Source organism: Acidovorax sp. FW305-C-20-28 (assembly GCF_058783375.1).
Map to the genome: position 1 here is coordinate 47413 of NZ_JBYSYM010000004.1, position 26280 is coordinate 73692.

17 protein-coding genes are annotated in these 26280 nt (G+C 69.0%); 7 read left to right on the forward strand and 10 right to left on the reverse strand.

The features are described from left to right. Nucleotides 1-20 precede the first annotated feature (20 nt). Complete coding sequence (locus AC3WOH_RS06690; RefSeq protein ID WP_492228597.1) at nt 21-1649, reverse strand: DUF4139 domain-containing protein; 1629 nt, start codon at nt 1647-1649, stop codon at nt 21-23. 203 nt (nt 1650-1852) lie between these two features. Between AC3WOH_RS06690 and AC3WOH_RS06695 the strand changes: the two genes are divergently transcribed. After that, on the forward strand, nt 1853-3259 hold the full coding sequence (locus AC3WOH_RS06695; protein WP_492228598.1) for an esterase-like activity of phytase family protein: 1407 nt from the start codon (nt 1853-1855) through the stop codon (nt 3257-3259). Between the two features lie 7 nt (nt 3260-3266). Here the strand turns inward: AC3WOH_RS06695 and AC3WOH_RS06700 are convergent, their stop codons facing one another. Beyond that, nucleotides 3267-5240, reverse strand: coding sequence for a right-handed parallel beta-helix repeat-containing protein (locus AC3WOH_RS06700; RefSeq protein ID WP_492228599.1), 1974 nt, complete (start codon nt 5238-5240; stop codon nt 3267-3269). 15 nt (nt 5241-5255) lie between these two features. Continuing rightward, complete coding sequence (locus AC3WOH_RS06705) at nt 5256-6140, reverse strand: LysR family transcriptional regulator (protein ID WP_492228600.1); 885 nt, start codon at nt 6138-6140, stop codon at nt 5256-5258. 118 nt (nt 6141-6258) lie between these two features. Here AC3WOH_RS06705 and AC3WOH_RS06710 point away from each other — a divergent pair, with 118 nt between their 5' ends. Together AC3WOH_RS06710 and AC3WOH_RS06715 are read left to right on the forward strand one after the other, a co-directional pair. Further along, nucleotides 6259-7263: an NAD-dependent epimerase/dehydratase family protein gene (locus AC3WOH_RS06710; RefSeq protein WP_492228601.1), complete on the forward strand. Its 1005-nt coding sequence runs from the start codon at nt 6259-6261 to the stop codon at nt 7261-7263. Nucleotides 7264-7283: 20 nt separating this feature from the next. Then, the gene (locus AC3WOH_RS06715) at nt 7284-8462 is read left to right on the forward strand and encodes an Acg family FMN-binding oxidoreductase (RefSeq protein ID WP_492228602.1); all 1179 of its coding nucleotides are present in this window, start codon (nt 7284-7286) and stop codon (nt 8460-8462) included. Between the two features lie 4 nt (nt 8463-8466). Here AC3WOH_RS06715 and AC3WOH_RS06720 read toward each other — a convergent pair whose 3' ends face one another. After that, the gene (locus AC3WOH_RS06720; protein WP_492228603.1) at nt 8467-10251 is read right to left on the reverse strand and encodes a pectate lyase; all 1785 of its coding nucleotides are present in this window, start codon (nt 10249-10251) and stop codon (nt 8467-8469) included. A gap of 359 nt (nt 10252-10610) precedes the next feature. Here AC3WOH_RS06720 and AC3WOH_RS06725 point away from each other — a divergent pair, with 359 nt between their 5' ends. Next, a complete protein-coding gene (locus AC3WOH_RS06725; RefSeq protein WP_492228604.1) occupies nt 10611-11603 on the forward strand; it encodes a TRAP transporter substrate-binding protein in 993 nt (330 codons plus the stop codon). A 35-nt stretch (nt 11604-11638) separates the two neighbouring features. Here AC3WOH_RS06725 and AC3WOH_RS06730 read toward each other — a convergent pair whose 3' ends face one another. Then, a complete protein-coding gene (locus AC3WOH_RS06730; RefSeq protein ID WP_492228605.1) occupies nt 11639-11992 on the reverse strand; it encodes a hypothetical protein in 354 nt (117 codons plus the stop codon). Between the two features lie 179 nt (nt 11993-12171). Here AC3WOH_RS06730 and AC3WOH_RS06735 point away from each other — a divergent pair, with 179 nt between their 5' ends. Continuing rightward, entirely contained in the window at nt 12172-13320 is a 1149-nt protein-coding gene (locus AC3WOH_RS06735; protein ID WP_492228606.1) for a branched-chain amino acid ABC transporter substrate-binding protein, read from the forward strand. Between the two features lie 22 nt (nt 13321-13342). Here AC3WOH_RS06735 and ggt read toward each other — a convergent pair whose 3' ends face one another. Further along, on the reverse strand, nt 13343-15004 hold the full coding sequence (gene ggt, locus AC3WOH_RS06740; RefSeq protein ID WP_492228769.1) for a gamma-glutamyltransferase: 1662 nt from the start codon (nt 15002-15004) through the stop codon (nt 13343-13345). A 192-nt stretch (nt 15005-15196) separates the two neighbouring features. On the opposite strand from ggt, the gene AC3WOH_RS06745 reads away from it, so the two are divergent. After that, on the forward strand, nt 15197-16123 hold the full coding sequence (locus AC3WOH_RS06745; RefSeq protein ID WP_184860132.1) for a LysR family transcriptional regulator: 927 nt from the start codon (nt 15197-15199) through the stop codon (nt 16121-16123). 175 nt (nt 16124-16298) lie between these two features. Here AC3WOH_RS06745 and AC3WOH_RS06750 read toward each other — a convergent pair whose 3' ends face one another. The 3 genes from AC3WOH_RS06750 to thiL all read right to left on the reverse strand — a co-directional run bounded on the left by AC3WOH_RS06750 (nt 16299) and on the right by thiL (nt 18083). Continuing rightward, entirely contained in the window at nt 16299-16817 is a 519-nt protein-coding gene (locus AC3WOH_RS06750; RefSeq protein WP_492228607.1) for an RNA polymerase sigma factor, read from the reverse strand. Continuing rightward, nucleotides 16814-17017 (reverse strand): YgaP-like transmembrane domain, encoded by a 204-nt coding sequence (locus tag AC3WOH_RS06755; protein WP_492228608.1) that lies wholly within the window; start codon nt 17015-17017, stop codon nt 16814-16816. Before AC3WOH_RS06755 ends, AC3WOH_RS06750 begins: the two co-directional genes overlap by 4 nt. A 109-nt stretch (nt 17018-17126) precedes the next feature. Further along, nucleotides 17127-18083 (reverse strand): thiamine-phosphate kinase, encoded by a 957-nt coding sequence (gene thiL / locus AC3WOH_RS06760; RefSeq protein WP_492228609.1) that lies wholly within the window; start codon nt 18081-18083, stop codon nt 17127-17129. 195 nt (nt 18084-18278) lie between these two features. Here thiL and AC3WOH_RS06765 point away from each other — a divergent pair, with 195 nt between their 5' ends. After that, the gene (locus AC3WOH_RS06765; RefSeq protein ID WP_492228610.1) at nt 18279-25268 is read left to right on the forward strand and encodes an ExeM/NucH family extracellular endonuclease; all 6990 of its coding nucleotides are present in this window, start codon (nt 18279-18281) and stop codon (nt 25266-25268) included. A gap of 21 nt (nt 25269-25289) precedes the next feature. On the opposite strand, the gene AC3WOH_RS06770 is transcribed toward AC3WOH_RS06765, so the two are convergent. Then, nucleotides 25290-26201: a LysR family transcriptional regulator gene (locus AC3WOH_RS06770; RefSeq protein WP_492228611.1), complete on the reverse strand. Its 912-nt coding sequence runs from the start codon at nt 26199-26201 to the stop codon at nt 25290-25292. Nucleotides 26202-26280: the final 79 nt, after the last annotated feature.

The window sequence follows — 26280 nt, forward strand, 5'->3', positions numbered from 1 at the left end:
GCGTGGTACAGAGGGGGCAATCACTGGCGTTCCTGCAACTGAATATCCTTGGAATAGCGGATGGTGTGTTCGGCGCTGAACTGCGCCGTGGCGCCCGCCGCCAGCGGCTGCTGCCAGGCCACCGTGCCCGGCGTGCGGTTGAAGGCTAGCTCGGCCGGCTGCGGCTGGTAGCGCGACTCCACCTCGATCTTCTCGTTGCGCGAGACCGGCGCGGCATGCAGCACCTGCAGCGTGATGCCGGTCTTGTGGCGGTTTTCCACGCTGTAGGTGCGGCGCGTGCGGCGCTCCGTGCGCGAACCCGTGAAGCCCGTGGCGCTGGTCAGGTCCTGCGGGGCCTCGGCGCGCACGGTGACCAGGTCATCCTTGCCGAACGACAGGCTCGTGCTGCCCGCCGGGGCGGTGCTGGGCGCGCCGAAGTCCAGGCGCCCGGCGCCCACAAAGGCGCCGTCGCGGTACAGGCCCACGGCGCCTGCCGGCCATACGCCCGGCGGCGTGGGGACCTCGGCCACCAGGTAGGCCACGTCTTCCACCGCGGGGGCGGTGCGCGTGAGCAGGGTGGCGGCCGCGCTGTGGCTGCCCAGGGCCAGCGTCACGCGCTGCCCGCTCGAGGGCACGGTGATGCGCTGGGGCACGGCGAACTCGGTGGCAAAGCCCTTGTCGGTGGTGTTCACCTCGAAGCTGGGCATGGCTTCGTCGGCCATGCCCTGGGCCCGCGCCACCGGGGCGGGGGCCGCCATGGCCATGGCCGGGGCGGGAATGGCCTGGGGCTGGGGCGGTGGCGGTGGCGCCACATCCAGCGTCCAGGGACGCGGCAGGCGGCCCTGGGTGGCGCGGCCGGGCTGGCCGGTGGACAGGACCAGCTGCACATTGCTCCAGTCCTCACCGCTGTTCTGGGCCACCAGGGCCTGGCGTTCGAGCAGCACGGTGGACTTGGCCGCATCGAGCGTGGCGCGGTAGCTGGGCTGCCAGCCCGGTCCGCGCACCTGGTAGGACAGGCGCAGCTCGCCCTCACGCTCGGCCGCGAGGTTGATGCTGACCGACACCACGCGCGCGCGCTGGCTGGCCACGCGGTTGCGCTCGGCCACCAGGGGCTTCAAGGCCAGCTCCAGCGCTTCCTGCTTGCGCTGGAGCTGGTGGGTGCGCGCCAGAGCATCCTGGCCGGACTTGCGCAGCGCATCGGCCATGGCGCTGATCTGCGCCGGCGTGGGGGCGGGTGCGCGACCGTTGGCACTGTCATCGCCGGCAGCCCTGCCGCCCGCCACGCCCTTGAGGTAGCTGTCCACCAGCTGCAGCCCGCCCGATTCGGCCTTCACTGCGGCGATCTGGTCTTCGAGGTCGCGGATGCGGCCGTCCAGCGGGCTGCTGCAGGCCGCGGCCACGTCGCGGTCTTCGGTGAGCACATTGAATTCGCCCACGCGCACACCGGCGTCAGCGTTGATCTGCAGGCTCTGCGCATCCAGCGAGGCGGGCAGGCAGGCGAAGGTGAAGCTGCGCGCCCCCGCGGCCACCCTGGCCACGCGCTCCACGGTGGCGGTGCCGGAATAGACGGTCACGCGCGCGATGCGCGAGCTGCTGGAGTCCTGCGCAAGCGCGCTGCCGGTCGTGCCCAGCAGCAGGCTGGCGCAGAGGATGGCGGTAAAGCGGGTCATTCCGGTGGAAGGGTTCAAGAGATCCTCCTGTGGGGGGCGCCCATGGCCCGGGCGCGGATTTCCGTGTTTGTATCCCAAATGCGGCCGGCCATCGGCGGGTGTGGCGCCAGCGGGGCCGCTGCAGCACCGACCTTGGTGGATTCATGGGATTGTCACGCAGCCTTCATATGCTGGAAAAGCCTTCCATTCTCACTCCCACAAGCATGAAGCATTTTGTTCCCCGTGCCCTGTCCATCGTCGCCCTGGGTTGGGGCATGGTCGCCTGTGGCGGCTCCGATGGCGGGTTCCAGTTTCCGGGTGCCAGCGGCACCAGCCTGCCCTACGAGGTGATGGGCAAAGTGGCCAACGCAGAGAAGACCGAACTGCGCAACGGCAGCTACGGTTCGTCCATGACGCCGCATCCCACCCTGGAAGGCTACTTCTACGGCCTAAGCGACCGCGGCCCGAACGCCGCCACCGAACCGACCCGCACGCCTGCGGGCATCATCTTCATCACGCCGGAGTACACGCCCCGCATCGGCCTGTTCAAGCTCACGCACGAGGGCAAGGCCGAGCTCGTGAGCACCATCCTGCTCAAGGATCCCAAGGGCCGCCCCATCACCGGCCTGCCCAACAGCCAATTCGGCGGCACGGGCGAGACACCCTACAACCTGGACGGCAGCATCGTCTCGCTGGACCCCGATGGCGACGGCGTCAAGGGCTTCGACGAAAGCGGTCTGGACTCCGAAGGCCTGGTCGCCATGAAGGACGGCACATTCTGGATCAGCGATGAGTACGGCCCGCACATCGTGCACTTCGATGCCACGGGCAAGGAGATCGAGCGCATCAACCCGTTTGCGGCCGACCCGCGCAACAAGGCCGGCCGCACCCTGCCGGCCGAACTGTCCACGCGCTGGCCCAACCGCGGCATGGAAGGCCTGACCATCACTCCCGACGGCAAGACGCTGGTGGGCATGATGCAGTCCAACCTGTACAACCCGACCAGTGCGGTCGGCAGCATCAACCTCACGCGCATCGTCACGGTGAACATCGAGACCGGCGCCACGGCCCAGTACCTGTACCGCCAGGATGCAGCGGGCCTAGCCAACTCCGAGATCGTGGCGCTGTCCGCCACGAGCTTCCTCGTGGTCGAGCGCGACACCAAGTTCTACGGCATCGACACCGGCGTGGTGCGCAAGAACATCTACAAGATCGACCTCAGCCAGGCGACCAATGTGGACCGCTCCAATGCCGCCCTGCGCAGCGCCAACGCCTCCCTCTCGGTGAACGCCGCCAACGGCCTGCTCGTGGACGGCAAGACGCTGGAGCTGGTGGTCAAGGACGGCGGCACCGCCGACAACTACGCCGCGGGCTGGGCGCAACTGGCCGCGCTGGGCATCCGGCCCGTCGCCAAGACCCTGGCCTACGATGCCATCGCCTCGCAGAAGTACCCGCACGACAAGCTTGAAGGCATGTGGGTCATCGACGCGAACCGTCTGGCCATCCTCAACGACGCCGACTTCGTAATCGCCCCGGACAACCTGGGCGGCATCAAGCAGAAGTACCTGTACGACGGCAAGGCCGACAGCAACATGCTGTATGTGGTCAAGCCCATCGCACCGCTGTATTGACCGCGCTTCAGCGCGGGCCGTACACGGGCAGGGCCTGGCCCTGCTCGTAGGCACCCATGTCGGGCGCGCTGCCCTGGTGGCCTTGGTTGATGTTGGGGATGCGTTGCCCGGCATCGACGGCAGCGGAACCGGGCTGCAGGCGCAGGTCGGGCACGTTGTACAGCGTGAGCGGAGCGCCGGGGAACACGGGTGCAGCGGCAAACGAATCCATGCCCACCTGCACGGCTGACCGCTCCGTGGTGCGCGCGCGCAGCTCGGCCAGGCTGGCAAGGCTGGTCGCACCCCAGCGGCCGGTGAAGCTGCCCACCGTGGACCCATAGGCATCGAAATCGAGGTCGGCGCTGGCCACATCGAGGTCGGCAATCGACAGCACCCGCCCGGTGCCGCTGGAATAGCCGCCATAGGTGCCGCCCGGCCCGCCGATGAACAGGTTGTTGCGCGCATACAGCCGCCCCACCGTGGCACCGGCATAGATGCCCAGCGCATCGCCGTTCTTGACCACGGTGTTGTGCAGCAGCACGTCACCGTAGCTGCTGCGGTAGAGCTTGAAGGCCACATGCACCGCGTTGTAGACCACGTTGCGCACGAAGTAGGTGGGGCCGCCCAGCCCCGGTTGCGAGGACAGCGCGATGAACACGTTGGTCAGCCGGTTGCGCAGGATGCGGCAGTTGTGCATGCAGAAGTCGGCCTCCACGCCATCGTCCGCCGCTTCGGAGAGATCGTTGTTCAGGATGTCGATGCTGTACTGGTCCACGGCCTCGCCGTCTTCGAGCAGGGAGATGTTGTCGCGAAAGCGGGCCACGCGGTTGTGCGCGATCACATGGCCCGGCCCCGTCACGAGGATGCCTTCGCCGGCATTGCCGCCCGACACGCCGAGCGCCGCCTCGGACCAGACCACCGTGCCGGTGACCGTGTTGTCGGCGATGTAGGCGTTCTCCGCCCGCGTGAAGGTGATGATGCCATGCCCGCCCAGCGCCGCCGTGGCGTTGACGGTGCTGCGCGTCATGCTGAAGTCGTTGGTGCCGTTGAAGCGCACGCGGCCATTCAGGGTCAGTTCGGTCAGCATCACGTGGCGCTGGTTGAAGACGCCGATCTCGCCATCGACCACGGCGCCCGGGGTACCCCGGACGACCAGCGGCCGGCCCGGCGTGCCGCTGCGCCCCACGCTGAAGCCGCTGTAGCGCCCGGCCCCCAGCTCCACGATGTCACCGGCATTGGCCGCCGCCAGCACGCTGGCCAGGGTGGCTGGTGTGGCGGGCCTGACCAGCGCGCCGGGCGTCGGCATGGGCACGCTGCGCGTGGTGGCTGTGGTGGTGCGCACGGCGCTGCCGCCATCGGGGTCGGTGAGGGTGAGTTCGATCTCGTAGGTGGTGCCCGGCGCCAGGTCGAAGATGCTGCCCGAATGGCGCAGCGGCCAGGTGCGGCCCTGGTCCGAGGTCTCGTTGTGGATGCGGCGGAGGGGCATGCCAGCGAGCCAGGTGTTGCTGCCCTGCGCGCGGTAGCGCACGCTGACCACGGCATTGCGGTTGGCATCGCCTGTAAACGCCCATTCCACCGAGATGTTCTCCAGCGTGGGAAAGGGCGTGCTGATGGTGCCCGGCACGCTCGCGTCCGCCGCGCTCGGGGGCGGCAGCAGCCCGCCCACGGAGAGCAGTTCCAGCCCCGGCCGGGTGAGGCTGACCCGGGGGTAGGTGGCCGTGCCGATCACCACCTGGGGCAGGCGCAGCACGCTGCCCGTGGTCAGGTACTGCAGCTCCGCACCCACGGTGGGGTCGTCCACGCGCAGCTGCCCGGGATCGAGCAGGCGCACCACCACATCGCGGTAGCGGTCGCCGGCATCCAGTTGCAGCGTGGGCAGGCGCAGCGTGCCGGTCGAGGGTTCGAAGCTCGCGGTGTCGGCGGCCATGGCCGGCGCTGCCGCACCCAGGAGGCCGGCGAGAAGGCTTGCTGCGAATCGGCGCAGAGGGTGGTGCATGGTCATGGGCAGAGGGGTGGGTTACAGGGCGTCGGGCACGGCCTGGGCCAGAAAATCGTACACCGCCCGGATGCGCTGGCTGGTGCGTATCTCGCGGTGCACCGTGAGCCAGATGGGCAGTTCGGGCAGCTTGAGCATGGGCAGCAGGGCCACCAGGTCGGGCTCGGTGCGGGCCATGTAGTCGGCCACAAAGCCGATGCCCAGGCCGCTGCGCACCACCTGCCAGTAGGCGATCAGGTCGTCGGTGCGCAGTGCGAATTGCTGGCGTTCCACGGGAAAGCCCATGGCCGCGAAGCCGCGTGCGATGTCGCCCTGGCGGTCGTTGCCGACCACGTCGTGCTGCATCAGGTCGGCCGGCTGGCGTGGCGTGCCGCGGCGGCGCAGGTAGTCGCGGTGGGCATAGGTGCCCAGCGTGACCTTGCCGATGCGCTTGGCCACCAGGCTGGCCTGCGTGGGCTGCACCATGCGCAGGGCGATGTCGGCCTCGCGGCGCAGCAGGTTGGTGACCTCGTTGCTGGCCACCAGCTCCACCTGCACCTCGGGCAGCTCGATCCGCATGCGCGCCAGCAGCGGCGGCAGCAGCATGCAGGCCACGGGCTGGCTGGCCGTGATGCGCACCGTGCCGCTCACGCCCGCCTCGGCCCCCGAGACGCTGCGCGCCAGTTGATCGGCACCGGCCTGCATCGCGCGGGCCGATTCCGCCAGGCGCAAGGCCGTCTCCGTGGGCAGCAGGCCGCGCCCCGTGCGCTCGAACAGCACCACGCCGAGCTGCGTTTCCAGCTCGACGATGTGGCGGCCGATGGTGGGCTGGCTCGCGTTCAGCGCGCGCGCAGCGCCCAGCAGGCTGCCCTGGTCCAGGGCGGCCAGAAAGGACTGGATCAGGCTCCAGTCAAAGCGCTGTGTCATCGGCAGGCCCCCTAGAGGTATTCATTTTTGCATTGCTGTTATGGATGGTTAGCCAATTGTGTAACGGCTGGATGGTTTCCACAATCGCTTCCATCCCTTGTTTTTCAGGAGCCAGTCCATGATGAATGCCGCATCCACCGTCCTCATCCTCGGCGCCCGCGGGCGCCTGGGCCTTGCCGCCGCCCATGCGTTTTCCCAGGCCGGCTGGCAGGTGCGCGCCCAGGTGCGCCCAGGCGCCACCGGCCCTGCGGTGCCCGGCGTGCAATGGATTGCCGCTGCTCCCGAGGACACACCGGCCCTGGTGGCCCATGCGCAGGGGGCCCAGGTCGTGGTGCACGCCATGAACCCGGCCTACACCCACCGGGCCTGGCGCGCCCAGGCGCCCGGGCTCATGGACGCCGCCATCGCAGTCAGCCGCAGCCTGGGCGCCACGCTCATGCTGCCCGGCAGTGTGTACAACTATGGCCGCGCCATGCCGCCCGTGCTGCGCGAGGACACGCCGCAGACCGCACTGGACTTCAAGGGCCGCATGCGCATCCACCTGGAGCAGCGCCTGCAGGCCGCCACGCGCGATGGCGCCATGCGTGCTGTCGTGCTGCGTGCCGGCGATTTCTTCGGCAGCGGCGCGGGCAGCTGGCTGGACCTGGCCATCGCCAAGGACCTGGCCCGGGGCCGCATCACCTGGCCTGGGCCCCTGGACACCAGCCGGCCCTGGGCCTACCTGCCCGATCTGGCCCGTACCCTGGTGAAGGTGGCCGAGGCGCGCCACCACCTGGCCGCCTTCGACACCCTGCACTTTGCCGGCCAGCAGGTCACGGCGCAGCAATGGGTGCAGGCGCTCTCCGCCGTGGCTGCCGAGCAGGGCTGGGTGCCCGATGCCGCTGCCGTGCGCGTGGGCCAACTGCCCTGGCCGCTGCTGCGCGTGGCCGGCCTGGTGCTGCCCACCTATGCCGCCCTGGCCGATGTGCGCTACCTCTGGAGCACCCCGCACCGGCTGGACAACACGCGCCTTGTGGCGCTCATCGGCGCCGAGCCGCACACCCCGTTCGAGCCGGCGGTGCGCCGCGCCCTCCACGACCTGGGGCTGCTGGCCCCGGCCCCTTCCCCCGCCGCCCTGGCATGAACCGCAAGGAGACATCCACCATGCAACGCCGTACCTTCATCCGCTTGGCCGGCGGTGGCACCATCGCCGCCGCAGTCATCGCCCCCTTGGCCGCCTGCAGTTCGGGCCCGCACTACCCTGCCCAGGCCGTGGAGGCCTGGCAGGGCCCCGTGGGCGAAACCGACCTGCGCCGCCGTGCCGTGGCCTACGCCATCACCGCGCCCAACCCGCACAACCTGCAACCCTGGGTGGTGGACTTGCGCGAAGAGGGTGTGATCACGCTGCGCACCGACCGCGAGCGCGTGCTGCCCGAGACCGACCCGCTGGGCCGCCAGATCCTGATCGGCCATGGTGCCTTCCTGGAGCTGTTGGTGCTGGCACTGGCCCAGCAGGGCGTGGCCAGCGAGGTCACGCTGTGGCCGCAAGGGCCGCTGCCTGCGCAACTGAGCGCGTGGGATGACCGACCCGTGGCGCGCGTGGTGCTCAAGGCCGGCGGGCAGGCCGACCCCTTGTTCACCCAGGTGCTGCGCCGGCGCACGCCCAAGGTGGACTACGACCTGGCGCGCCCCGTGGCGCCCGATCTGCTGCAGGCCTTGCTCGCCAGCGCCTCCCGCACGGGCCCTCTGCAAGCCGGTGGCACGGTCGACCCGGCCCGGCTCGATCCGCTGCGTGCGCTGTGCTGGCAGTCGGCCCAGGTGGAGATCGGTACACCGCGCACGATGATGGAAAGCATACGCCTCACGCGCGTGGGCCCGTCCGAGATCCTGGCGCACCGCGATGGCATCTCGCTGAACAGCCCTTTCGTGCGGGCGCTCACGGCCTTTGGCATGTTCGATCGCACGGTGGCCCCGCCCCAGGGCAGCGCCGGCTACAAGGCTGCGGCAGAGCGCTTCGAGGGCCACAGCCGCACGGCCATGGGCTTCGTCTGGCTGACCGGCGGCAACACCCGTGCCGACCAGGTCGCGGCGGGCCGCGCCTATGTGCGCCTGCAGCTCAAGGCCACGGAACTCGGCGTGGGCATGCACCCCATGAGCCAGGCGCTGCAGGAGTTTGCCGAGATGGCGCCGCACTACGAACGCGTGCACCAGCTGGTGCTGGGCCGGGGGGCGCCCAGGGAGGCGGGCGACCCCACGGTGCAGATGCTGTGCCGCCTGGGTTACCCAGAGGGTGAGGTGCCCGCCACGCCGCGCCGGCCGCTGGCGCGCCTGCTGCAGGCCTGACGTTTCAGGCCTGCGGTGCCACGTAGGCGATGAGCCGGCCCATGCGGCGTATCCATTCCGAGGTCACGATGAACTGCGGCTTGTCGCGCTTCACATAGGGCTCGGTCTCGGGCGGGTTGTCGGCCGGGTAGGGCGAGGTGTCGTACACATCGCCCACATGCTTGCTGCGGTAGGCCGTGCCCGTGTAGGGGGCCGTGGGTCCATCGCCGCGGTAGGTGTTGACGATCTCGGGCACGGCCGAGGTCCAGTAGTTCTTGCTTCCCAGCTCGGCCAGCAGCGTCTGCACCTCGCTGTCGGGCACCACCGGCGTGGGCATGGTGGCGCCGGTGAAGAGGTCCGGGAAATCCACCTCGCGGATCGAGAAGTAGCGCGGCAGGGCGCGCGTGGCCCCCGTGGACTTGAGTGGCGAGCGCGCCACCATGTCGGCGATCGCCGCATCGCCCATGCGGCTGAGCGACTGGTAGGTCGATTCCAGGCCGGCGATGTCGATCTGCCGGCCGGCCGAGTAGTGGCTGATGGTGTTGGTGTAGTCCTTGTCCGCGTAGTAGGCGCCGTTGTGGATGTTGGAACCGTAGCGGTGCATGTACAGGCCGTCGTTGCTGCCCAGCTCCACGAAGGTGGGGTGGGTGCGCCCGCCACCGAGCAGCGGATTGACCGTGGCCGCGTCTGCAGGCAGCGGGCAGGACTTGAGCCAGGCAATGGCTTCCGGAATGCGGGCCAGGTATTTCTTGTCGCCCGTGAGCTGGAAGTAGTTGAACAGCTGGCGGATATTGGTCTGCGTGGTGTGCGTGGCCAGCGAGCGCGGCTCGTAGCTGCGCGCGCCCGCCGGTGCGCCCGCGGGCCGCCCGGCCGTGGGGCGCGACAGGTGCTGCAGGCTCCAGCCGGCCTGGGGCCCCGGTTGCTGCATGAGGCGCATGCACTCCATGGCGCGCTGGATGTTGCCGATCAGGCGTGTCTCGCCCAGGGCCGTCACGCACAGGGTGAGGAACTTGATGTTCTCACCCATCACGTCGTCGTTGAAGGTGACGTGCAGCGTGTAGTCGCCATCGGCCATGCCCACGCGCGCGCCGGCGGGCACCTGCTGCGGGTTGGGCAGCGGCATGCTGCTCACGGCACCCGGGAAGTGCGGAAAGCGCTGCGGCCAGCCTCCGTCGGCAATGCCGTATTCAGGACCGAACTGCGACTGCACCACAAAGTCGATGGCGCGTTGCAGCGGCCCGGAGAAGCGCGCGTCGCGCTTTTCCACGAACATGCGCAGCAGCAGCTGCGAGGCCACGGCCGTGCCCGCGTCGTCGAAGGTGGCATTGCCGTAGTAGTGCTGGAACTCCTCCAGCCGCCAGCCGTTCTTGCCGATGGTGTCGTACCAGCGCTTGAGCGAATCCTCGCCCGCAAAGTCGTGGATGTAGTTCCACCCGCCTGAACGGTGCTGCGCCGCGACGATGGCCAGCGCGGTGCGCTCGGCGGCCTGGTAGTAGCGTTCATCGCCCGTGGCGTGGTACGCGTCGAGGTAGACATGGCCGACGGAGGGCGTGCCGGGCGGCTGGATCCAGCACATGGTGCGGTAGGCCTCCATCTCGCCGAAGGTCTGCTTGAGATCGGGCGAGTACGACCACACGTAGCCCCCCTGGTAGGACACCACCTCGTCCATGTACTGCGCGGCACGCTTGAGAGCGGCCGCGGCTTCGGCCTGGGGGCCGGTCAGGGGCGCGGGCCCCGCGTCGCTGCCGCCGCACGCGGACAGGAGCAAGGGGCTCAGGGTGGTGGCAATCGCAAAATCTCTGCGCTTCATGGGTGTGTCTCCTCCAGGGTTGGGAACAGGGTTGGCAGGCAGGGGTGTGCTGCCGTCGCAGGCCGGCCCAGGGGCCCTTGTCCTGCCGTTGTCGCGCATCAAGAAAGATGACGTCGTACAACTTGGCTGCGATTCTCAGCAGACCCAGCCGGCGGCGTGCTGGCGTTTACCCGGAGCTCTTGTGTACAGATGTTGCAGCAGAATCCGCTGCAGGCTGGAGTGCTGCGCCCTTGGGAGATACCTTGTCCGGTATCGCAAGCGGCAATTTAGTTATATGACGTCATATGAATTGACGCGCTTTTGACCGAAGCAGGGCCTGAGGGCCCGGCATCGCGTGGCAATGGAAAAGGGGGAGACCTGTGAACCAATGGATACGATTCGGCAGGGCATGGCTCGGCGTGCTGTGCCTGGCGCTGTTGTGCAGCGAGGCCAGCCATGCGCAGGCACCGACGCGGCTGCGCGCCTGGAACATCCACCCCGACGGCTACCCGGTGACCGAGGCCATGAAGGGCTTTGCCGCCCAGGTCGCGCGCACCACGCAGGACCGTTACCAGATCGAGGTGTTCTCCAACGCCACGCTGGGCGATCAGCCCAAGGCCGTGCAGATGCTCAAGAGCGGCGAGATCGACATTGCCGAGTTCAGCTCCGGCCCGTTGTCTGATGCGGTGCCTGGCATCAAGGTGCTGAACCTGCCGTTCCTGTTCACCGACTCGGCCCACATGTTCCGCCACCTCGACGGCGCGCTGGGCCAGCGCTTTGCCGCCAACCTGCAGGCTGCCGGCTTCGTGGTGCTGGGCTGGTACGACGGGGGCGGGCGCTCCTTCTACTGCGCCAACCGGGCGCCGGCCAACATCCGCGATCTCGCGGGGGCGTCGATCCGCGTGCAGCAGTCGGAGGTGTTCATGGAGATGATCCGGCTGCTCGACGCCAAACCCGTGGCCCTGCCGTTCAAGGACGTGCTGGGAGGCTTCCAGCAGGGCGCCATCGACTGCGCGGAGAACAACATGCCCTCCTACGAGTCCACCGGGCACTTCAAGCTGGCCAAGAGCGTGTACGTGACCAACCACGTGATCTCGCCCGAGGCGCTGGTGGTGTCCAGCGCACTGTGGTCCCGGCTCTCCCCCGAGGACCGCAAGGCCTTCGCCGATGCGGGCGCCCAGTCGGCCCTGCTGATGCGCGAGCTGTGGAACAAGCGCGTGGCCCAGGCGCTGGAGAACACGGCCCGGCAGGGCGCGCAGTTCGTGCGGGTCAAGGACATCTCGCCCTTCGTGCGGCGCATGGCGCCGCTGTACAGCAAGTACATGGCCGACCCGACCACGCGCGAAGAGCTGCTGACCATCATCGCCAAGTAGGCTGCGCGGCCGGCATCGGTAGCCCGGCCCTGTGCTCAGGCGGGGAAGGCCGGGCCGTGGGGTTGCAGGCACACGGGCCGTTCATCGAAGGCCAGCCAGCCCAGCCGGTCGCACAGCGACTGCACCCAGGGCGTGTAGTCGATGCGCAGTGAGCAGTGCATGGCCAGCGGGCCTTCGGACACGTCCTCGGGCAGGTGGAATTCCACCTGGTGGCCCAGCACCGTGGCGTGGCCCCAGGTGGGCAGGGCCCACTCCAGGCCAGGCGCCACCTGGGAGAGGCCTTGCTTGATGCGATCGATGTCACGCAGCACCAGCACGGTGTCGGGGGACAATTCGTCGGTGGACAGCGGCAGGCGTGCAGGCTGGAAGAACAGGTAGGTATAGGCCATGGGGCGCGATGTTGCACCCTGTTGCATGCGCCGGGGCGTGGCCCCGTGGCGCACAGCGTGAACTATTGCGCAGCGAGGCCGCTTTGCTGCCGGGACCCGGCAGGGAAAGTGCCGAGGTGGGCAGGCTGCAGCTGCGTTAACCTCCGAGAGCGCAGTTGCTTATGCCCACCCGAATTCCGATGATTGTTGCAGCGGCGGCCGCCATGGCCGCCAGCAGCCTGGCCCATGCCCAGGGTTCCGTGGTCCGCCTCGGCACCGTGGCGCCCTTGAGCGGCGGTGCGGCCTATGCCGGGCAGGCCAACCTCAATGGGGTGCGCATGGCGGTCGAGGGGCTCAATGCCCGGGGCATCGCCATCGGCGGCCAGAAGGTGCGCTTCGAACTGCTGGCCGAAGACGATGCAGGTGATCCCAAGCAGGGCGTGGCGGCGGCGCAGAAGCTGGTGGACGCACGGGTCCATGGCGTCATCGGGCACCAGAACTCGGGCACGGCGATCCCGGCGTCGCGGCTCTACAGCGATGCCGGCATTCCCCAGATATCGCCCTCCGTCACGCACCCGCGCTACACCCGCCAGGGCTTTGCCACCACCTTCCGCATGGTGGCTGACGACGTGCAGCTCGGCGGCATGCTGGGCCGCTACGCCGTCAAGGAACTTCACTTGCGCAGCTTCGCGGTCGTCGATGACCGCACGGCCTATGGCCAGGGCCTGGCACGCGAGTTCGCCGAGGCGGTGCGTGCCGCTGGTGGCGTGGTGGTCGACCAGCAGTTCACCACCGACAAGGCGACGGACTTCAGCGCCATCCTCACGGCTATCAAGGCCAAAAAGCCCGATGTCCTCTTCATCGGCGGCATGTACGCCACGGCCGGCCCGATGCTGCGGCAGATGCAGCAGCTGGGCCTTTACGCGCGGCTCATGGGCGGTGACGGCATCTGCAACGATGCCATCGTGCCCCTGGCCGCCGGCGCGGTGGGCGACAACCGCATCGTGTGCGCCGAGCCCGGGGGCTTCGACCAGGCCCAGCAGCCGGGGCTGGAGCGCTTCCAGGCCGCCTACCGCAAGCGCTTCGGCAGCGAGGCCGAGGGCATTTCGGTCTACGCCTACGACGCCGTGAACCTGATGGCCGAGGCCATGGTGCAGGCGGGCTCCGCCGAGCCCCAACGCTACCTGCCCGTGCTGGCCAGGATGCAGGGTTTCCAGGGCGTGAGCGGCAGCATCGCCTTTGACGAAAAAGGCGACCGCAAGGACCCGCTGTTGACCCTCTACACCTTCCGCAATGCGCGGCGCGCCACCCTGGCCGTGGTCCGGGCCGATGCGTCCCGGACCCACTGAGCCCGCGCGCAGGCCCCGCGCATCAGGTCACGATCAGTGCCAACCCGCGTCCCCGGGGATCGGACACCGGCATCACATCGCGCCCCGTGATCTTGATGGCCTGGATGTCGGTGTCGAACGAGTTCGTGCTGACCGTGTAGCCGCGCGCCTGCAGCTGCAACGCCAGGTCCGGCGGAATGGGCGAGAACGGTTCGCCTTCCATGATCTTGCCCTGTGGCAACTGGTGGTGGAAGCGTCGGTTGGCCACCGCGGCGGGCAGGGGCATCTGGTAGTCGTAGGTGTTGGCCAGCACCTGGTAGACGGCGTTGAAGATGCGCGAGCCGCCGGGCGTGCCGATCACCATGGTGGGCAGGCCGTCCTTGACCAGGATGGTCGGCGACATCGACGACAGCGGGCGCTTGCCCGGGGCCACGGCATTGGCGTCCGAGCCGATCACGCCGAAGATGTTCGGCTGGCCGGGCACGGTGGCGAAGTCGTCCATCTCGTCGTTGAGCGCAAAGCCCGCACCGCGCACCACCACGCCGCAGCCGTAGCCCATGTTCAGCGTGTAGGTGTTGGACACCGCGTTGCCCCACTTGTCCACCACCGAGAAGTGCGTGGTGTGCATCTTCGCCAGGCCGGGCTGCACCGTCTCCGTGGGCGTGATCTCGCGCGGGTTCACCTCGGCCGCCCGCGCCTTGATGTAGGCCGGGTCCAGCAGGCGCGCCTGGGGAACGTTGACGAAGCCGGGGTCGCCCAGGTACTCGGCGCGGTCTGCGAACACGCGCTTGAGCATCTCGGCGTTGAGGTGCATGTACTGCACGGTGTTGGGTTTTTCGCCCACGAACAGGGTGTCGCGCAGCGCGGCCTTCATGCCCAGCAACTGGCCGAGGGCAATGCCGCCGGAGCTGGGCGGCGGGGCGGTGTACACCGTCATGCCGTTCCATTCGATGGGCAGGGGGTTGCGCCAGACCACCTTGTAGTTGGCCAGGTCGGCCTTGGTGATGATGCCGCGGCCGCCGTCCTGGGTCATCGCGGCGACGATCAGGTCCGCCGTGCGGCCCTTGTAGAACTCGTCCGATCCGTTGGCCGCGATGCGGCGCAGCGTCTCGGCCAGCTCGGCCTGGCGGAACAGCTGGCCTTCGCGCATGGAGCCGAAATACTCCATCAGGTTCGCCGGGTAGCCCGACGATCCGAAGTTGGTGATGGCGTAGTCGCGCCAGAAGACCTCGGCCTTGGAGGCGACATGCCCCTTGTCCGCCAGGTCGATGGCGGGCGCGAGCACGTCCTTCCAGGCCAGGCGGCCAAAGCGCTGGTGCGCCTCGTACAGGCCGCGCACGGTGCCCGGCACGCCGGCGGCCTGGGCGCCCCACAGGCTGCTCAGCGGGTCCTGCTTGCCATCGGCCGTCTTGAAGCGGGTGTACATGTCGCTGGTGGCGGCTGCGGGCGCCATCTCGCGGTAGTCCACGAAGTAGGGCTTGCCCTCGATGAAGATGTTCATGAAGCCGCCGCCGCCGATGTTGCCGGCCTCGGGGTAGGTCACTGCGAGCACGAAGGCGATGGCCACGGCCGCGTCCACCGCGTTGCCGCCCGCCTGCAGAATGGCCTTGCCGGCCTCCGAGCTGTACTTGTCGCTCGATGCGATGGCGCCGCCGTCGAGCCGGGCCCCGTCGTCGCTGCCGCTACCGCAGGCGGAAAGGGCCATGGTGGCCGCTGCCGACGCGATCAGGCTGCGCCGGGAAATCAAAATATCGCTGTTCACACAGTCTCCTGCTTGGGTGTCTCGTATGATGGTTTTGTGTCGGAAATGCCCCGTGGGTGGGGGCGCTACGGACTCTAGGGACGCGCAGCCGGAGCGTCCAATGAAACGTTTTTTGGGCCGGCATTCCAAACACTCATGGACTCGAGAAAACTCGAACACCTCGCTGAGCTGGCCACGACCGGCTCCTTCAGCCGTGCTGCAGAAAACCTGCACCTGACCCAGCCGGCCCTGAGCAAGAGCATCCAGGCGCTCGAAGAGGAGCTGGGCGCGGTGCTGATCGACCGGCGGCGCAAACCCTTTGCGCTCACGGCCAAGGGCGAGATGGTGGTGCAGCGGGCACGCCGCCTGCTCAAGGACATGGACGAGCTGCACCGCGTGGCGGCCGAGGACATCGGCCCCGAAGGCCTGCTGCGCATCGGCTTCGGTGCCGGGCCCTGGGCCACGCTGTCGCGCGGCTTCATCCAGCATGTGGTGGAGCACTTCCCGCGCCTGCACCTGCAGGTGCGCCATGGTTCGGGCGATGCGCTGGTGGGGGCCTTGCATGAGCGGCAGATGGACCTGGCCATCGTCGATGCGCGCTCGTTCCCTTCGAGCCCGCACCTGCAGGCCGAAACCCTGGGCCACCTGCACGGCAGCGCCGTGTGCCGCGTGGGGCATCCGCTGCAGCGGCTGGAGCGGGTGACCCTCAAGGACCTGCTGGCCTACCCGACGCTCAACACCTCGATCTCCGACGAGGCCGTGCGCTGGGTGCAGGAGAGCCATGGCGTGGACCTGGACCTGCGCCAGCACACCACCGTGGAGTGCGAACAGCTGGAAACCCTGCTGGACGTGTGCGCCCGCAGCGACGCGGTCTTCCTCGGCGTGCGCGAGGCCGCGCACCCCTGGGTGCTGCGCGGTGAAATGGCGGTGCTGGCCGTGCACCCGCTGATCACCGAGTTCAGCGTGCCCATCGCCCTGGTGTCGCTGGCGGGGCGCAGCCCGTCGCAGCTCACGACCTGGGTGCGGGACTTCGTGGCGGATGCGCTGGACGAGCGCCATTTCGCCGAAGGCCGGCCCTTCTGAAGTGAAACACCCCCTGAGTCGCTTCGCGCCTTCCCCCTCTCTCGACTCGCTGCGCGAATCGGGAGGGGGACGCCCCCAGCGCGGCGGGGCGGCCCTTGCGTGGGGGCACTGGCCTGGGCCGCGCCAGTTTCATGCGTCGCGGGTGGCGTGCAGCGCAATGAATAGCTGATACCGGCTACGCAGGCGGGTCCAGGTATTCGCGCACCAGAGACCGCGCGCGGTGCAGCCGGCTCTTGGCGGCCTCGCGCGTGGTGCCAAGGCGCTGGGCCATCTCCTCGATGGTGAGCTCCTCGAAGTCGCGCAGCAGCAGCGCCTCGCGGTACAGCGGCGGCAGTGAATCGATGGCCAGGGCCAGGTCGTGGCGCAGTTCGTCGTCGGGCCGGTGCGACCAGGCCAGGGCGTCCTCCACCTGTGCCAGCGGTTCGCCGCGCAGCCAGGCCAGGGCCGGGCGCATGCACAGCCGCTGCACGATGCGCACCACCCAGCCGCCAAAGGCTGCCACCTCGCGCAGCGCGCCCACGCGGCGGTAGACGATGATCAGCGCCTCCTGCACCACGTCGTCGGTGGCGGTGGTGGCCGCGCAGTGTCGCAGTGCATAGCGGCGGATGTCCGGGCGGGTCAGCGTTAACAGGCGCTCCATGGCCTCGGTATCGCCCGCGCGCGCGGCAGGCAGCAGCTGGGCGACGGTGGTCATTCCACAGGCTTTCTGCCCACCATGGCGCAGGCAGGGCAGTAACCGAAGACGCCGGTGAGGATGCCGGTGGCGCCCGATGTGGCCAGCACCAGGCCGAGCGGTGTGAAACCCAGCCAGCCCAGGCTGGCGGCGAGGAGGGCCAGGCCGGCGACGATGCGCAGCAGGCTTTCGGGGCGGGTGATATTCTTGCGGTACAGCATGGCGGCAAAGCTCCTTGGATCTTGAAGGCGAAGGCGCCGGCACGGGGCGCCTTCCCTGACAAGAGCGGGCTCTGTGGCCAAAGGATTCATGCTGTGAGAAAAAAATTTCTCAGCCAAAGTGGTCGAACGAGGCGTAGCGGTTTTCCACCGGCAGGCCTTGCCCGTCCACCAGCCGCAGACCGGGTTCTGCCTCGATCACCCCGATGCGTGCCACGGGGGTCTGGCTGGCCTGCGCAGCGGCCGCCACGGCCACGCGCTGCGAGGGCGGTGCCGTGAAGGCCAGCTCGTAGTCGTCGCCGCCGGCCAGGGTGCACTGGCGCAGCAGTTCGGGGTCGGCCACAGCGCTGCCGTGCGCCATCAGGGCGCTGGTGAGGGAGGTGTCGATGCAGGCGCCTACCCTGGATGCCTTGAGGATGTGCGACAGATCCCCCAGCAGCCCGTCGCTCAGGTCCATGGCGCTGCTGGCCACGCCGCGCAGCGCCAGGCCCAGGGCCACGCGCGGGGTGGGGCGCTCCAGCCGCTGGCGCGCGACGGCCAGCAGGTCGGGGGCGATCTGCTCGTGGCCCAGTAGCGCTTCCAGCGCCAGCCGGGCATCGCCCAGCGTGCCGCTCACATAGATGTCGTCGCCTGCGCGCGCCCCGCTGCGCAGCAGGGCCTGGCCGGCAGGCACTTCGCCGAACACGGTGATGCAGAGATTGAGCGGGCCCTGCGTGGTGTCGCCGCCCACGAGTTCACAGCCATGGCTGTCGGCCAAGGCCAGCAGCCCGCGCGAGAATCCTGCCAGCCAGGGTTCGTCCACGCGCGGCAATGACAGTGCCAGCGTGAAGGCCAGTGGCCGGGACCCGCAGGCCGCCAGGTCCGACAGATTCACTGCCAGCGCCTTGTGTCCCAGGGCCTCGGGGTCCACGTCGGCAAAGAAGTGGCGGCCCTCCACCAGCATGTCGCTGGAGACGGCCAGCTGCATGCCCGGCGCGGGGGCCAGCAGTGCGCAGTCGTCCCCCACGCCCAGCGCGGCGCGGCGCACGGGCCGCGTGAAATAGCGTGCGATCAGATCGAATTCACCCATGGGGCGATTGTGGCCCGGGTCATTCGCATTCGCCACGCCGGTGTGACATATCTCTGCAACACAGGCTGCCTAGAGTCACCGCTTCGTGCCCGGCTCGCCCCGAGCCCAGAGGCCACCCCGCAACCGCGCGGCGAAACCCCGCTTTCGCCCGCGCCTTCCCTTCCCACCCACCCGCCTCCCGCGGAGGAAACGAGCATGACCACCGTCTACCACGCCCTGTCGAGCAGCAACTTTTCCCAGAACTGGACCAACCTTGGCACCTTGATCACGGCGGCCAACGACTGGAGTGGCGTGCCGTCCATCGTGGGCTACCGCGGTGACGACCTCACCACGGCGACGGGCACCGATCCGCAGACCCTGCTGGCCAACGGCAGTGCCACGCCCCAGAGCGCCACCTTGCTGGACGCGAACACGGCCAGCACCACCGGCGCCGTGGGCGTCTTCAGCACCCTGGCCAACCCGACGGTGGCGCTCCAGGGCTCGGGCACGGCCGACGCACCCCACATCGTGGTGCACCTCGATGCCACGGGCCGCCAGGACATCGTGGTGAGCTACACCCTGCGGGATATCGATGCCACCACCGACAATGCCGCACAGGCCGTGGCACTGCAGTACCGCGTGGGCAACACCGGCGACTTCATCAACCTGCCGGCGGCCTACGTGGCCGATGCCTCCAGCGGGCCGTCGCTCACGCTGGACACGCCCATGACCGTCACCCTGCCCGCCGCCGCCAATGGGGCGGCCCAGCTGCAGCTTCGCTTCATCACGGCCAATGCCGTGGGCAACGACGAGTGGATCGGTATCGACGACCTCTCGGTCACCTCGTCCGCGGCCGTGGCCGCGGGCGCCAGCCTGTCTTACACCGGCTCCCTCAATGAGTCCCAGGCCTTCGACGGCCAGCTGTCGGCGGCCTCCAAGATCACCATCACGCTGACCGGCGACAGCTTTACCGGCAGCGATGGCGCCAGCCTGCTGTCCGCCGCCACGGTGGGCAATGCGCCCGCCGGCCTCACGGCCGTGCTCACCCGCACCAGCGCCACCACGGCCGAACTGGGCTTCACCGGCACCGCCACCGGCCACGCCAGCGACGTCAACAACCTGACCGTCACCTTTGCCGATGGCGCCTTCACCGGTGGCTCGGCCGCCGCCGTCACCAACGCCACCAAGAGCAACCTCAAGATCGACTTTGCCGAGCCGGGATCTGCAGGCAGCGCGCAGACCTTCACGCCCAATGCCGGCACCACGGTGGGCAGCTCCGACGCCTCGGCCGCGCTTGCGCTCGACGCCAACTGGATGGTGGTCGGCGACGACGAAGCCAGTGTGCTGCGCGTCTACCACCGCGAAGGCGGTGCGGCCGTCAAGGAGTGGAACTATGCCGCCGTGCTGGGCAATGGCGGTGAACTCGATCTGGAGGCCGGCACCCGCATCGGCGACACCTTCTATTTCACGGGCTCGCACAGCAACAACAAGAGCGGCGCGGAGCAGAACAATCGCGAATACATCCTGGCCGTGAAGATCACCGGCACGGGCGCCGACACGCAGTTCACCTACCTGGGCAAGCACAGCGGCCTCGAGGACCAGCTGGTGGCCTGGGACCAGGGCAATGTCCACGGCGAGGGGGCCAACTACTTCGGCTTCGCGGCCTCGTCGACGGGCGTGATCCCCGAGAACGTCAACGGCTTCTCCATCGAAGGCATGACCGCCTCGCAGGACGGCACGAAGCTGCTGGTGGCCTTCCGCGCGCCGCAGACCGATGCCAACACGCGCGACAAGGCCGTGGTGCTGGAGCTGGCCGTGGCCGGGCTCGTCGACGCCTCCGGTGGCGCTGCTCCCAACGTGAGCGCTGTCCACGAACTCAACCTCGGCGGTCGCGGCATCCGCTCCATCGAGAAGGCGGGCGACGGCAGCTACCTGATCCTGGCCGGCCCGTCGGGCGGCGCCAGCACCGAGGTGACGAACGACTTCCGCCTGTTCCGCTGGGACGGCGTGGGCACCACCCCCACCGAGCTGGACGTGAACCTCGACGCCCTGCGCGACGGCACGGGCGGCAGCTTCGAGACCATCGTCGATGTGCAGAGCACGGCCCAGGGCACCCTGGTGCAGTTGCTGCAGGACAATGGCGACAGCACCTGGGGCGGCGCGACGGCATCCAAGGACCTGCCGGCCGCGCAGCAGAAGTTCGTGGGCAACTGGGTACAGATCGGCGGCAATGTCAGCGACAGCACCGGCCCGGTGCTGGCCAGCAGCACGCCGGCGGACGACGCCGGCAGCGTGGGCAAGGCCGCCGACATCGTGCTGCGCTTCAACGAAGGCGTGGCGCGTGGCGCGGGCGACTTCGTGATCAAGAAGCTCAGCGACAACAGCGTGGTGGCCACCATCGCCGCGACCGACACGACCCAGGTCACGGTGGCCTTCAACACCGTGACCATCAACCCCGCAAGCGACCTGGACGTGGGCACCGCCTACTATGTCGAGGCCGCGGCCGGCACCCTCAAGGACCACTACGGCAACGCCTGGGCAGGCCTGTCGGGCAACGCGCAGCTGAACTTCACCACCTCGGCGGCCCCGCTGCCCAAGCTGTTGATCACCGAGGTCAACTCCAACGCCACGCCCGGCGATTTCTTCGAGCTCTACAACTACGGCAGCACCGAGATCGATCTGTCGGGCTGGACCTGGACCGACTCCGCAGCCGACCCCACCAAGCTCGGCAGCTTTGCGAGCGGCACCAAGATCGCGGCCGGCGGCAAGCTGGTCGTCGCCGGCGAGGTCACCGATGCCACGGCTTTCAAGGCCGCCTGGGGGCTGGACGCCAACACCGCCGTCGTGGCCGTGGGCGGCCCCGGCCTGGGCAAGGGCGATGGCGTGGTGGTGCTGACCGGCAGCGGCCAGGTGGCAGCCGCCATCAACTACAGCGGCACGGCCTTCACCAACAACGGCACGGCCATCGCCCCCATGGCCAAGACCGGCGGCGGTGCGGTGACGGGCTCCGAGCACGCAGGTGTCGCCTTCGGTGGCACGGCCACGGCCTCGGCCGTGTGGGATGGCCTGTCCACCACCAACCCGACCTACAAGGCGGCCGTGGTGGGCGAGCTGGGCGCCTTTGCCCAGACCGGCACACCCGCCAACATCGGTTCCCCTGGCACCTTGGTGGTGGCCCAGCCCAAGCTGCTGATCACCGAAGTCAATTCCAACGCCACGCCGGGCGACTTCTTCGAGCTCTACAACTACGGCAGCACCGAGATCGATCTGTCGGGCTGGAAGTGGACCGACTCCGCAGCCGACCCGACCAAGCTCGGTGCCTTTGCCAACGGCACCAAGATCCCCGCGGGTGGCAAGCTGGTGGTGGCCGGCGAGGTGACCGACCCCACGGCCTTCAAGGCCGCCTGGGGGCTGGACGCCAACACCGCCGTCGTGGCCGTGGGCGGCCCCGGCCTGGGCAAGGGCGATGGCGTGGTGATCCTGGATGGCAACGGCCAGGTGGCCACGGCCATCAACTACAGCGGCACGGCCTTCACCAACGGCAGCACCTCGGTGGCCCCCATGGCCAAAGCCGGCGGTGGCACGGTGGCCGGTGCCGAGCACGCGGGTGTGGCCTTCGGCGGCACGGCCACGGCCTCGGCAGTGTGGGACGGCGTGTCCACCACCAACCCGACCTACAAGGCGGCCGTGGTGGGCCAGTTGGGCGCTTTCGCCCAGACTGGCACGCCGGCCAACATCGGCTCGCCGGGCCTGACCAGCGCCCCGGCCGTGCCGGCCGGCGCCGTGCCCAGCTACACCCAGGCCTTCGACAGCCAGGCCGGCTTCAACGAGTTCACCGTGTTCAGCAAGGACGCCGACAGCGCGGCCGCGGTCAACTGGCTGTACAGCAGCGGCAAGGCCAGCATCAACGGCTACAACAGCACGGTGGCGGCCAACGACTGGCTGATCTCCAAGGCCTTCAACCTCAACGACACCGGCGCCGAGTTCCTGAGCTTCACGACCTGGACGCGCTACGCCGACACTGGCCTCGCCGATCCGGCCCAGCAGCTCAAGCTCATGGTGTCCAGCAACTACAGCGGCACGGGCGACCCCACCTTGGCCACCTGGAAGGAGCTCAGCTTCGCCCACCCGGCCGCCAACTCGCAGGTGACCACGCCCTCGGGCCTGATCGACCTGTCGGGCATCAGCGGCACCAACGTGTACTTCGCCTTCCAGTACGCCTCGTCGGCGAACAAGAGCGCCGCGCAGTGGCAGGTGGACGACTTCAAGATCGAAAGCTATGCCGGCTCGGTGGTCTCCATCGCCGCGACCGACGCCGCCAAGTCCGAGGGCAACAGCGGCAGCACGGCCTACACCTTCACCGTGACGCGCGCTGGCGACAAGTCGGGTGCGGCGTCCGTGAACTGGGCCGTGACCGGCTCTGGATCGGCACAGGCCGGTGCCGATGATTTTGCAGGCGGCAACCTGCCATCGGGCACCGTCAATTTCGCGGCCAACGAGACCACCAAGACCATCACCGTCAACGTGCAGGGCGACACCAGCATCGAGCAGGACGAGGGTTTCACGGTCACGCTGTCGGGCGCCACCGGCACCACCATCGTGGGCGGCGGCACGGCCCAGGGCCTGGTCCGTACCGACGAGGCACCGATCACGAAGATCCACGAGATCCAGGGCAGCAGCGACACCGCGCTGCTGATGGGCAATGCGGTCACCATCGAAGGCATCGTGACAGGCTACGCCCCCAACCTGCAGGGCTTCTACGTGCAGGAAGAGACTGCCGACTACGATGGCGATGCCAGCACCTCCGAAGGCATCTTCGTCTACTACGGTGGTACGCCCATCGCCGGCCTGGACGCCAACAGCATCGGCGACAAGGTCCGCATCAAGGGCACGGTGGCCGACTACAAGGGCCAGACCCAACTGACCGTGCCGACCGACTTCACCCTGGTCCAGGCCGATGCCGGCCTGCCCGCCGCCACCGTGGTGACCCTGCCCGTGGCCAGCGCCGTGAGCTGGGAGGCCTATGAAGGCATGCTGGTCACCGTGCAGTCCGGCACCGCCAACGGCGGCAAGCTGGTGGTCACCGACAACTACAACCTGGGCCAGTACGGCCAGGTCACGCTGACTTCGGATGCCATCCAGCAGCAGTACACCGAGCACAACGCCCCCAGCGTGGCCGGCAACACGGCCTACCTGGCCGACCTCAAGAAGGACCAGATCATCCTGGACGACCTGAGCAGCACGCAGAACCCCACCAGCCACATCGGCCGCGGCGGCCAGCCGCTGTCGGCCACGAACACGCTGCGCGCCGGCGACAGCGTGGCCAGCGTGACCGGGATCGTGGACCAGTTCGTGGACACCGCCGCCGCCACGCACGAGACCAGTTACCGCGTGCAGCCCACGCAGAGCGTGAACTTCACGGGCGATGCGCGCCCCACCACGGCCAGCATCCCGACCGAGATCCGCAATGCGGAGATCAAGGTCGCTTCGGCCAACGTGCTCAACTACTTCACGACCCTGGGCACGGGCAGCTTCACCACGCCCGACGGCTCCACCCAGTCGGGCCGCGGCGCGACCGACGCTGCGGAGCTGGCACGCCAGCAGGCCAAGGTGGTCGAGAACCTGGTGGGCCTGGATGCCGACGTGCTGGGCCTGATGGAGGTGCAGAACAACGGCTTCGGCGACGGCACCAGCGCGCTCGACTCGCTGGTGGACGCCCTCAACGCCAAGGCCGGTGCCGGCACCTATGCCTACATCAAGGCACCCTACAACAACGGTGCCGCCCCCGGGGACGCTGCGACGGCGGGCGGCGATGCCATCATGGTCGCCATCGTCTACAAGCCCGCCAAGGTGACCCCGGTGGGCCAGGCGGCCGTGGCCGACCCGACCGTGTACACCGCGTTCTCGGCCACCTACGGCAACCGCGTGCCCGTGGCGCAGACCTTCAAGGCGAATGCCGACGGCGAGCAGTTCACCGTGGTGGTGAACCACTTCAAGTCCAAGGGCAGCGTGCTCGATCCCGACACCGGTGATGGCCAGGGCGCCAACAACCTGGCGCGCGTGAAGGCGGCCGAAGACCTGTCGGCCTGGCTGGCCACGAAGCCCACGGGCTCCACCGACAGCGACGTGCTGCTGGTCGGCGACTTCAATGCCTATGGCAAGGAAGACCCGATCACCAAGCTCGCCGCCAACGGCTACACCAAGGTGTCCACGGGCAACTCGTATTCGTTCGACGGCCTGTGGGGCTCGCTCGACCATGCACTGGCCAGCAGCAGCCTGGGCAGCCAGGTCGTGGGCACCACCAAATGGGGCATCAATGCCGAGGAGCCGGCCATCCTCGACTACAACCTCGAGAACAAGAACGACGCGCAGGACGCCAGCTACTTCAACGCCGATCCCTACCGTTCGAGCGACCACAACCCGATCCTGATCGGGCTCAACCTGGGCAGCACGCCCGCCTCCGGCGGCGGCGGTGGCGGTGGCACACCCACCACGCCGACCATCCCCGTCACCCCGCCCACGGCGCCGGGCCAGCCAGCCACGCTGCAGGGCTCCAGCGGCAGCGACACCATCGTCGTGCCCAACCTGCCCCTGACCCGCGTGGTCACCGGCGGCGGTGCCGACACGGTGACCGGTGGCAGTGGTGTCGACACGGTCGTGCTCTCGGCCACGCTGGCCGATGTGCTGCGCCTGGGCATCAGCCAGGACAGCAGCGGCAAGGTGGTGATCAACACCCCCACGGGCCCGGTCACGATGAGCGTCGTGGAGCGCGTGGAGCTGCAGGGCAGCCTGTTCGCCTTTGACGTGGCCTTGCCCACGGCCACCAGCGAAGGCGGCAAGACCGGCCAGATGCTGGCCCTGGCCTACACCCTCTTCGGCCAGAAGCCGGACACCCTGGCGCTGAGCCAGTGGGTGCACAAGGCCGACAGCATCAACGGTCTGGATGCCCTGGCGCAAACCCTCATCAACACGCTGGCGCCCGGCATCGGCAACGATGGCCTGGTGAGCTACCTGTTCCAGAGCGTCACGGGCGTGGCCCCCACGGCCCAGCAGGTGCAGGAGTTCGCGTCGCTGATCGGCCCGGGCAAGGCCTATGCCACGCAGGGGGCCTTCCTCGCGGCCGTGGCCAAGCTGCCGATTGCCACGGAAGGCCTGGCCGAGCTGGTGGGCGTGGTGCAGCCGCTGGACGCCGCTGCGTTCCTGTGACCGGAACGTGCCCTGGCCGGTTCAGGCCGGGGCGCTGCCGCTGGCGAACCACTGCGCCCAGTGGTCGATGCAGGCCTTGATCTTGGGCAGGCGGTGGCGGCGCGTGAGCGTGATCGCGTGGATGGGCGAGGGCTGCTCGTCCACCCACTCGCGCAGCACGGGCGCCAGCACACCTTGCTGCACCAGCGGCTCGGCCACCAGCGTGGCCAGCCGTGCAATGCCCAGGCCCTGCAGGGCCAGGCGCGCCGTGATGCCGGTGCTGCCCGAGCGCCAATGCCCGTCGGCCACCACCACGCGCGGCTCCCCATCGACGGTGAAGGGCCAGCGGTTGAGCTGCGCCACCGCGCTGTTGGTGATGAGCCGGTGGCGGTGCAGTTCATCGGGGTGCTGCGGCGTGCCGTGGGCCTGCAGGTAGGCCGGTGTGGCGTAGAGCCGGCGCACCAGGGTGCCGAGCGGTCGGGCCACCACGGTATCGCTGGTGGGCGGGCCCGTTCGGATGGCGATGTCGATGCCGTCGCGCGCCATGTCGGCCATGCGGTCGTCCACCACGAGTTCCACGCGCAGCTGCGGGTGCGCCTGCTGCAGGCTGTCGAAGCTGGGGATCAGCAGGTGCTCGGCCACCACCGAGCTTGCGGCCACGCGCACCGAGCCGCTGGCCTGGCCGCCCTGGTGGCTGGCGAACTCGCCCTCCAGCTCGTCCAGGGTGCTGGTCAGGCGCCGGCAGTATTCGAGAAAGGTCAGCCCCTCGGCGGTCGGCGTGAGGCCATGGGTCGAGCGGTGGATCAGCCGCGCATTGCAGGCGGTCTCGATGCGCGCCAGCGTGCGCGACACCTGGCTCACGGGCACATCGCGCTCGCGCGCCACGGCCGAGAGCGAACCGAGGTCCGCCACGCGGACGAAGAGGTGCATGTCTTCAAAGCGGATATCGCGCATCGTGCCAATGGTAGCGGGCGCAGCCCCGGCATGCTGCCGGCTTTGCAGCCCGTGCAAAACGCCCTTGCGCGCCGGGCGG

Bases quoted from the DNA above. Each gene is read 5' to 3' on its own strand.
- AC3WOH_RS06715 (WP_492228602.1), top strand. From the start codon at position 7,284: ATGCAACGCCGTACCTTCATCCGCTTGGCCGGCGGTGGCACCATCGCC.
- AC3WOH_RS06730 (WP_492228605.1), bottom strand. From the start codon at position 11,992: ATGGCCTATACCTACCTGTTCTTCCAGCCTGCACGCCTGCCGCTGTCC.
- ggt (WP_492228769.1), bottom strand. From the start codon at position 15,004: ATGGCCCTTTCCGCCTGCGGTAGCGGCAGCGACGACGGGGCCCGGCTC.
- AC3WOH_RS06765 (WP_492228610.1), top strand. From the start codon at position 18,279: ATGACCACCGTCTACCACGCCCTGTCGAGCAGCAACTTTTCCCAGAAC.
- AC3WOH_RS06690 (WP_492228597.1), bottom strand. From the start codon at position 1,649: ATGACCCGCTTTACCGCCATCCTCTGCGCCAGCCTGCTGCTGGGCACG.
- AC3WOH_RS06755 (WP_492228608.1), bottom strand. From the start codon at position 17,017: ATGCTGTACCGCAAGAATATCACCCGCCCCGAAAGCCTGCTGCGCATC.
- AC3WOH_RS06705 (WP_492228600.1), bottom strand. From the start codon at position 6,140: ATGACACAGCGCTTTGACTGGAGCCTGATCCAGTCCTTTCTGGCCGCC.
- AC3WOH_RS06750 (WP_492228607.1), bottom strand. From the start codon at position 16,817: ATGACCACCGTCGCCCAGCTGCTGCCTGCCGCGCGCGCGGGCGATACC.
- thiL (WP_492228609.1), bottom strand. From the start codon at position 18,083: ATGGGTGAATTCGATCTGATCGCACGCTATTTCACGCGGCCCGTGCGC.
- AC3WOH_RS06745 (WP_184860132.1), top strand. From the start codon at position 15,197: ATGGACTCGAGAAAACTCGAACACCTCGCTGAGCTGGCCACGACCGGC.
- AC3WOH_RS06770 (WP_492228611.1), bottom strand. From the start codon at position 26,201: ATGCGCGATATCCGCTTTGAAGACATGCACCTCTTCGTCCGCGTGGCG.
- AC3WOH_RS06695 (WP_492228598.1), top strand. From the start codon at position 1,853: ATGAAGCATTTTGTTCCCCGTGCCCTGTCCATCGTCGCCCTGGGTTGG.
- AC3WOH_RS06735 (WP_492228606.1), top strand. From the start codon at position 12,172: ATGATTGTTGCAGCGGCGGCCGCCATGGCCGCCAGCAGCCTGGCCCAT.
- AC3WOH_RS06720 (WP_492228603.1), bottom strand. From the start codon at position 10,251: ATGAAGCGCAGAGATTTTGCGATTGCCACCACCCTGAGCCCCTTGCTC.
- AC3WOH_RS06700 (WP_492228599.1), bottom strand. From the start codon at position 5,240: ATGACCATGCACCACCCTCTGCGCCGATTCGCAGCAAGCCTTCTCGCC.
- AC3WOH_RS06710 (WP_492228601.1), top strand. From the start codon at position 6,259: ATGATGAATGCCGCATCCACCGTCCTCATCCTCGGCGCCCGCGGGCGC.